Genomic DNA, 7,621 nt, shown 5'->3' on the forward strand with positions numbered 1-7,621 from the left:
CCGCCCCGATCCGGCGCCGAGCCAACCCTGGATCTCGTCCTCGACCGGCCCTGATGCGGCGCCGAGGCGGACTCAAGCGCGCAGCTGAGCGCCGAGCGTTTGCTCCAGCCGCGCGACCACGCGCTGCACGAGGGCGTCGACCTCGGTATCCACCAGTGTCTGTGAAGATGCCTGTAAAATCAATCCGAAAGCGAGACTTTTTCGACCTGGCTCGATGTGTTCGCCCTGGTACCGATCGAACAGGATGAGCTGTTTGAGCAGATCGCCGGCGGTCTCGGTCACGGTTTGCCGCACCTGCTCGAACGACAATTCGGCGGGCACCAGGATGGCCAGATCGCGGCGAATCGAGGGGAACCGCGACAACGGCTCGAAGGCCGGTCGCTCGCCGAGACCCAGGGCGTCGAGATCGATCTCGAACAACTGCACCGCCGTGGGCAGCTCCAGGCGTTGAGCCAGCAGCGGATGCAGGGTGCCGATCCAGCCAATCGGCTGTTCGCCGAGCACCAGCGCCGCGCTCTGCCCCGGATGCAGCGCCGGATGCGCCGCCGCCGCGCTCGCCGGGGCTTGGAAGCGCAACGCCTCAAGCCGCCCGGTCTGCGTCAGCACCGCCTCGAGGTCGGCCTTGAGATCGAAGAAATCCGTCGGCCGGCGCTCCTGACCCCATTGCTCGGGCACCACCGGACCAACCGCCACGGCCGCCAGGCCGGGTGTCTGGCGCAGATCCTCGGCACTGCCGAGAAAGCGCAGTCCGGTCTCGAAGAGACGCACGCGCGGCTGCTGGCGCGCCAGATTCTGCCGCATCGCCTGGATCAGCCCCGGCCAGAGACTGCCACGCATCACCGACAACTCGGCCGAGAGCGGGTTGGCCAGGGTCAGCGGCGGCGCGGAGTCCGGGCGTGGATCGAAGCAGGCATTCTGCTCCGGGCTGACGAAGCTGTAGGTGATGGCCTCGAAGTAACCGCGCGCGACCAGGGTCTGGCGTGCGCGATCGAGATCGAAGGCCATTTCCTGCGGCGCCCGGGTGAAGGCCGCCGAGCGCGCATGCGTGACCGGGATCGCGTCGTAGCCGTGGATGCGACCGATCTCGGCGATCAGGTCGACCTCGCGCTGGATATCGAAACGCCGCGCGGGCGCGAGCACCTGCCAGCCCCCCGCGATCGTCTCCGCGCCCTCCCCCTGCGGCCTGCCCCTGGTCTCCCCGGCGACGCCCCCTGGAGCCCCTGGTGTAGTCCCTGGTGTAACCCCTGGACCGCTCGACTCCAGCGACATCCCGAGCCGCGTCAGGATATCGACCACCTGCTCGTCATCCGGCGCAATGCCGAGGACCTGCCGAATGCGCGCGCGGCGCAGCAGCAGCGAGACGGGCTGCGGCAGATCGGCCTCGGAGACGGCCTCGACCACCGGCCCCGGCTGACCGCCGGCGATCGCGCACAGCAGCGTGGTGGCGCGCTCGATGGCGCGCTGCTGCAACAGCGGATCGACGCCGCGCTCGAAGCGATGCGAGGAGTCGGTATGCAAGCCGTAGCGGCGCGCCCGACCGGCGATCGCCGAGGGCGCGAAGAAGGCGCTCTCGAGCAGCACATCCCGGGTCGTCGCCGAGACCGCGCTGGCGGCACCGCCCATGATCCCGGCCATGGCCAGCGGGCCGCTGTCGTCGGCGATCACCAGGGTATCGTCGTCGAACGCGACCGTCTCGTCGTTGAGCAGCGCTAGGCGTTCACCCAAACGCGACAGGCGCACCCGAATCGCGCCATCGATCCTTGCCAGATCGAACGCATGCAAGGGCTGGCCGAGTTCGAGCAGCACATAATTGGTGACATCGACCACCGGCGAGATCGGCCGCAGTCCGCTGCGGCGCAGCCGCTCGCGCATCCAGAGCGGGGTCTCGGCATCGGGATCGAGCGCGCGCAGGATCCGGCACAGATAGCGCGGACAGGCGCTCGCGGCGTCCAACTGCACAGGGTGGCGATCATCGTGCTGCGGCGGCACCGGGGTTGCCGCCGGCTCGGTCACGGGCAGGCGATTGAGCACGCCCACCTCGCGCGCGACCCCGGCCAGACTCAGGCAATCGCTGCGATCCGGCGTCAGATCGAGTTCGATGGCATGATCGTCGAGCGCCAGCCACTCGCGCACATCCTGGCCAACCGGCGCCTCGGCCGGCAAGACCATGATCCCGTCCGAGCTTTCGGCCAAACCCAGTTCGGAGGCCGAGCAGATCATGCCGTGCGAGGCGACGCCGCGCAATTTGGCCTTCTTGATCTTGAAGTCGCCCGGCAGCACGGCGCCGACGCGCGCCACCGGCACCCGCTGTCCGGCGGCGACATTGGCCGCGCCGCAGACGATCTGCAAGGGCTCGTCGGCACCGGCATCGACGCGGCAGACGCGCAGCTTGGTGGCGTCCGGATGCGGCTCGACGGCCTCGACCGCGCCGATCACGACCCCGGAGAAGGCCGGCGCCACCGGTTCGAGCGCATCGACCTCGAGCCCGGCCATGCTGAGCTGGTCGCACAGGGCCTCGGCCGTCAGCGGCGGGCTCACCCACTCGCGCAGCCAGGATTCACTGAAGCGCATAGGGCACCTCGCGGAAACGCGCCGTTGCGTGCATGCGTCGATTCACCTCAGGGATCAGGAGAACTGCGCCAAAAAGCGCAGATCGTTATCGAAATAGAGCCGCAGATCGTCGACGCCATAGCGCAGCATGGCGAGCCGTTCCACGCCCATGCCGAAGGCATACCCGAGCCACTGCTCGGCATCGATACCGACCTGGCGGAACACCTCCGGATGGATCATGCCGCAGCCCAACACCTCCAGCCAGCCGCTCTGCTTGCAGACGCGACAGCCGCGCCCGCCGCATTTGACGCATTGCACATCGACCTCGGCGGAAGGCTCGGTGAACGGGAAGTACGAGGGCCGAAACCGCAGCTTCAGATCTTCCTGCTCGAAGAAGTGGCGCAGGAAGTCGTAGAGCACCCCTTTGAGATCGGCGAAGGTCGCCTCGCGATCGACCAGGAAGCCCTCGACCTGATGGAACATCGGCGTGTGCGTCAGATCGGAATCGCAGCGATAGACGCGCCCGGGCGCGATGATGCGCAGCGGCGGCGGCTGGGTCTCCATCACCCGAATCTGCACCGGCGAGGTGTGGGTGCGCAGCAGGCGCCCGTCCGGGAAATAGAAGGTGTCGTGCATCGCCCGCGCCGGGTGGTGTGCCGGGATGTTGAGCGCCTCGAAGTTGTGGTAGTCGTCCTCGACCTCGGGGCCTTCGGCGATGCCGAAGCCGGCGTTGGCGAACAGCCGCTCGATGCGCCGCATCGCGCGCGTCACCGGATGCAGGGCGCCCGACGGCTGCCCGCGCCCCGGCAGGGTCACATCGATGCGCTCATCGCGCAGGCGCGCCGCGAGCCGTTGTTCCTCGAGCGCGGCGCGACGGGCGTCGAGCGCCTCTTGCACCACGCGCTTGGCCTCGTTGATGTGCTGACCGGCCGCCGGGCGTTGGTCCTTGGGCAAGGCGCCGAGCGACTTGAGCTGGGCGGTGAGCAGGCCGCTCTTGCCGAGGTAGCGCACCCGCACCTCGTCGAGCGCGGCCAGATCGGCGGCGGTGGTGACGGCCGCGAGCGCGGCCGCCTGCAGCTCGCTCAGCGCGGCCGAGGGGTTGGACTCGGCATCGGCGTCAGGGCGTTGCGTCACGTCGTTTCTCCGCGAAACTGGGTGGCTATCCAGTGTCGTCTTGCCGACGAGTGCCGGACAGTGGCGCTCACATCGGCAAGCCGTCGATGGACGCGTTCTTAAGACTCGGCTAAGGCCGCCTTGGCCTGCTCCGCTAGCGCGCCGAAGGCCGGTTCGTTATCGAACGCCAGCTCGGCGAGCATCTTGCGATCGACCTCGATACCGGCCTTGTTCAGGCCGGCGATCAGACGGCTGTAGGACAGCCCGTGCAGGCGCGCGGCGGCATTGATGCGGGCGATCCAGAGCGCGCGAAACTGACGCTTCCGCTGACGGCGATCGCGATAGGCATATTGACCGGCCTTGATGACGGCCTGTTTGGCAACGCGATAGACCTTGCTGCGGGCGCCGTAATAGCCCTTGGCCTGATCGAGCACTTTTTTGTGGCGGGCGTGCGCGGTGACGCCGCGTTTGACGCGTGGCATGGTGTGTTCTCCGAACGGTTCAAATCATTGTGGCAAAGCAGCAGCCGACGCCTGGAGCGGTACCGGATCGCCGGCAACCCGCTCGAGGTCGCTCCGCTGCTCGCAGGTCCTGTCCGATGGCCCGATGCAAGGGCCGGGGCATCCTCAGCAATACGGCATCATGCGCCGCGCGGCCCGATTGTCGGACTTGTGCAGCAGATGGTTCTTGCGCAGCTGACGCTTCCGCTTGGTCGCCTTCTTGGTCAGGATGTGACGCCGATGCGAGGCGTTACGCTTGAACAGTCCGGATGCCGTGCGCGCGAAACGCTTCGCGGCACCGCGATTGGTCTTGATCTTGGGCATTTTTCACTCCGTCATGTGGATGCCGCCGACAGCGTCGGCAGGCTTATTGGATACGGCGCCTCGGAAGCCCGGCCCGGGCGCCGCGTATCGCGACTTGTGCGTTAGTGCTTCTTCGGCCCCAGCACCATGATCATCTGCCGCCCTTCCATCTGCGGCTGCTGTTCGACGATGCTGATATCGGACAGATCCTTCTCGACCCGTCGCAGCAACTCGAGGCCCAGCTCACGATGGGCATGTTCGCGGCCGCGAAAGCGCATGGTCACCTTGGCCTTGTCACCCTCGTGCAGGAACTTGGTCAGGTTCCTGAGTTTGACCTGGTAATCGCCAATATCGGTACCGGGCCGGAACTTGACCTCCTTGACCTGGACCTGCTTTTGCTTCTTGCGCGCCTCGTTCTGCTTCTTTTTTTGATCGAACCGAAAGCGCCCGTAATCCATCAACCGGCACACCGGCGGATCGGCATTGGGAACGATCTCAACGAGATCGAGGCTCACGTCGGCGGCCCGCTGTTTGGCCTCGGCCAAATCGAGGATGCCGACTTGCTCGCCGTCCTCGGCGATCAAGCGAACCTGGGGAACCGAGATCTCATCATTGACGCGATTGCGTTTTGGTGCAGCGATAGCAGACTTCCTCCGAGCTACGAAAAGAGATACACAGGCCTGCGGCCATCAAGCGGGTCACGACCTGTGACTCGCAACGTCAAGCGCCATTGGGGCAGCGCTTCAGTGCCCGCGCCGGGCAATCTCGTCAGCGAATGTTTGCGCCAGCGCAGCGATGGACACCACGCCCAAATCCGCCCCTTGACGATCGCGGAGCGCCAGGGTCTGGCTCTCCATCTCGCGATCGCCGACCACCAACAGGTATGGCACCTTCTGCAGCGTGTGCTCGCGAATCTTAAAGCCGATCTTCTCGTTCCTCAAGTCCGCTTCGACACGGAAGCCCTTGTCTCGCAAGACCTTAGCCACGTTCTCGGCATACGCGCGCTGATGATCGGTGATGGTCAGCACCACCGCATGCACCGGTGCCAGCCACAGCGGCAGCGCGCCGGCGTAATGTTCGAGCAGGATGCCGATGAAGCGCTCCAGCGAGCCAAGGATGGCGCGGTGGATCATCACCGGCACCTGCTTGGCGTTGTCCTCGCCGATGTAATAGGCACCGAGCCGCCCCGGCATCGAGAAATCGACCTGAATGGTGCCGCACTGCCAGGTGCGCCCGAGGCTGTCGCGCAAGGTGAACTCGATCTTCGGCCCGTAGAAGGCGCCCTCGCCCGGCTGCACCCGAAACGCCAATTCCTGATCGCGCAGCGCCCGGTCGAGCGCCATCTCGCCCTTGTCCCAGAGTTCATCGCTGCCGACGCGCTGTTCCGGCCGCAACGAGAGCGCGAGTTCGATCTGATCGAAGCCGAAGTCGCGATAGGTCTCGAACACCATCTCGATCAGGGTCGCGACTTCGCGCTGCAACTGATCCTCGCTGCAGAAGACGTGCGCATCGTCCTGGGTGAAGCGGCGCGCGCGCATCAGGCCGTGCAAGGTGCCGGACGGCTCGCTGCGATGCACGACGCCGAACTCGGCGATCTTCAGCGGCAGCTCGCGATAGCTCTTCAGGCCCTGGTTGAAGATCTGGATATGGCCCGGGCAGTTCATCGGCTTGATCGCGTAATCGCGCTCGTCGAGCTGCGTGGTGAACATATCGTCGGCGAACTTCTCCCAGTGCCCGGAGCGCTCCCAAAGCGAGCGATCGAGCACCTGCGGCGTCTCGACCTCCTGGTAGCCGTACTCGTCGAGTTTGGCGCGCATGTAGTCCTCGACCTGGCGGTAGATGATCCGGCCCTTTCGGTGCCAGAACGCCATGCCCGGCGCCTCGTCCTGGAAATGGAACAGATCGAGCTGCTTGCCGAGCTTGCGGTGATCGCGCTTCTCGGCCTCTTCCAGCCGCTGCAGATAGGCCTTGAGTTCCTTCCTGTCGCGCCAGGCGGTGCCATAGATGCGCTGCAACATGGCGTTGTTGGAATCGCCGCGCCAATAGGCGCCGGCGAGCTTGGTCAGCTTGAAGCCATTGCCGAGTTTGCCGGTGCTCGGCAGATGCGGGCCACGACAGACATCGAACCAGTCGCCCTGGCGATAGACCGACACCTCCTCGCCCGGCGGGATGATGTCGTCGATGATCTCGACCTTGTAGTGCTCGCCGAGGTCGCGAAACACGGCCTTCGCCTGCTCGCGCTCCCAGACCTCGCGCTCGATCGGCAGATCGCGCTTGACGATCTCCTGCATCCGTTGCTCGATCGCGCTCAGATCATCGGGGGTGAAGGGCTCATCGCGCGCGAAGTCGTAGTAGAAGCCGTTCTCGATCGCCGGACCGATGGTCACCTGGGTGCCCGGATACAGCTCCTGCACCGCCTGCGCCATCACATGCGCGGCATCGTGGCGCAGCAGCTCCAGCGCCTCCTCGTCGCGCCTGGTGACGATGGCGAGCTGAGCGTCGTCGGCAATAGGGTACGAGGTATCGACCAACCGGCCGTTGACGCGCCCCGCCAGCGCCGCCTTTGCCAGGCCGGCACCGATATCGGCCGCGACCGCGGACACCGTCACCGCCTGCGGGTACTGACGCTGGGACCCATCGGGAAGCGTGATCGTTGGCATTCTCGGAACCTCTTGGTGCTCAGTGGTGGCCGATACGAGGGACCACATGCAAAGGCGGACAACAGCCGCAACGCGCGCGCCCGAAACCAAAAACCGCCAGCCCCGAAGCCGATGCGCACTGCGCCCCGGCCAAGGCTGACGGCTCGGAAGGCCCGGCACCATCCGTGCTGCCGATGACCGACTGTTTGGTAGGCGCGATTGGACTCGAACCAACGACCCCCACCATGTCAAGGTGGTGCTCTAACCAGCTGAGCTACGCGCCTGTCGAAGCCCTATAGAATATATCCTCCGCCTCGGTTTGGCAAGCGTCGATTGCAAGAAAGCGACCGCGCCGCGAACAAACCCCTTGTTGTCGCCACAGCGATCCCCTAAGATAGTCGGCTCGGCATCGCATCCAGCGATGCCATCCTTGCATCCTTGCCGATGTAGCTCAGGTGGTAGAGCAACTGATTCGTAATCAGTAGGTCAGCGGTTCGAATCCGCTCATCGGCTCCA

At 65.8% G+C, this 7,621-nt stretch carries 6 protein-coding genes and 2 tRNA genes; 1 reads left to right on the forward strand and 7 read right to left on the reverse strand.

Going from position 1 to position 7,621, the window contains the following annotated elements; genetic code table 11:
* Positions 1 to 72: 72 nt before the first annotated feature.
* The 7 genes from pheT to ACLFQI_RS09715 form a co-directional block, all read right to left on the reverse strand.
* The gene (gene pheT, locus ACLFQI_RS09685; RefSeq protein WP_410758876.1) at positions 73 to 2,571 is read right to left on the reverse strand and encodes a phenylalanine--tRNA ligase subunit beta; all 2,499 of its coding nucleotides are present in this window, start codon (positions 2,569 to 2,571) and stop codon (positions 73 to 75) included.
* A gap of 54 nt (positions 2,572 to 2,625) precedes the next feature.
* Entirely contained in the window at positions 2,626 to 3,636 is a 1,011-nt protein-coding gene (gene pheS, locus ACLFQI_RS09690) for a phenylalanine--tRNA ligase subunit alpha (protein WP_410758882.1), read from the reverse strand.
* Between the two features lie 146 nt (positions 3,637 to 3,782).
* Positions 3,783 to 4,145: a 50S ribosomal protein L20 gene (gene rplT / locus ACLFQI_RS09695; RefSeq protein WP_410758878.1), complete on the reverse strand. Its 363-nt coding sequence runs from the start codon at positions 4,143 to 4,145 to the stop codon at positions 3,783 to 3,785.
* Positions 4,146 to 4,289: 144 nt separating this feature from the next.
* The gene (rpmI, locus tag ACLFQI_RS09700) at positions 4,290 to 4,487 is read right to left on the reverse strand and encodes a 50S ribosomal protein L35 (protein WP_200251268.1); all 198 of its coding nucleotides are present in this window, start codon (positions 4,485 to 4,487) and stop codon (positions 4,290 to 4,292) included.
* A 101-nt stretch (positions 4,488 to 4,588) separates the two neighbouring features.
* On the reverse strand, positions 4,589 to 5,107 hold the full coding sequence (gene infC / locus ACLFQI_RS09705) for a translation initiation factor IF-3 (RefSeq protein ID WP_410758884.1): 519 nt from the start codon (positions 5,105 to 5,107) through the stop codon (positions 4,589 to 4,591).
* Between the two features lie 102 nt (positions 5,108 to 5,209).
* On the reverse strand, positions 5,210 to 7,126 hold the full coding sequence (gene thrS / locus ACLFQI_RS09710) for a threonine--tRNA ligase (RefSeq protein ID WP_410758880.1): 1,917 nt from the start codon (positions 7,124 to 7,126) through the stop codon (positions 5,210 to 5,212).
* A 186-nt stretch (positions 7,127 to 7,312) separates the two neighbouring features.
* Positions 7,313 to 7,389: transfer RNA gene (locus ACLFQI_RS09715), tRNA-Val, on the reverse strand.
* Between the two features lie 156 nt (positions 7,390 to 7,545).
* Here ACLFQI_RS09715 and ACLFQI_RS09720 point away from each other — a divergent pair.
* Positions 7,546 to 7,621 (forward strand) — tRNA-Thr (locus ACLFQI_RS09720).

It is taken from the genome of Halochromatium sp., from assembly GCF_046541315.1.
Lineage (GTDB): Bacteria > Pseudomonadota > Gammaproteobacteria > Chromatiales > Chromatiaceae > Lamprobacter.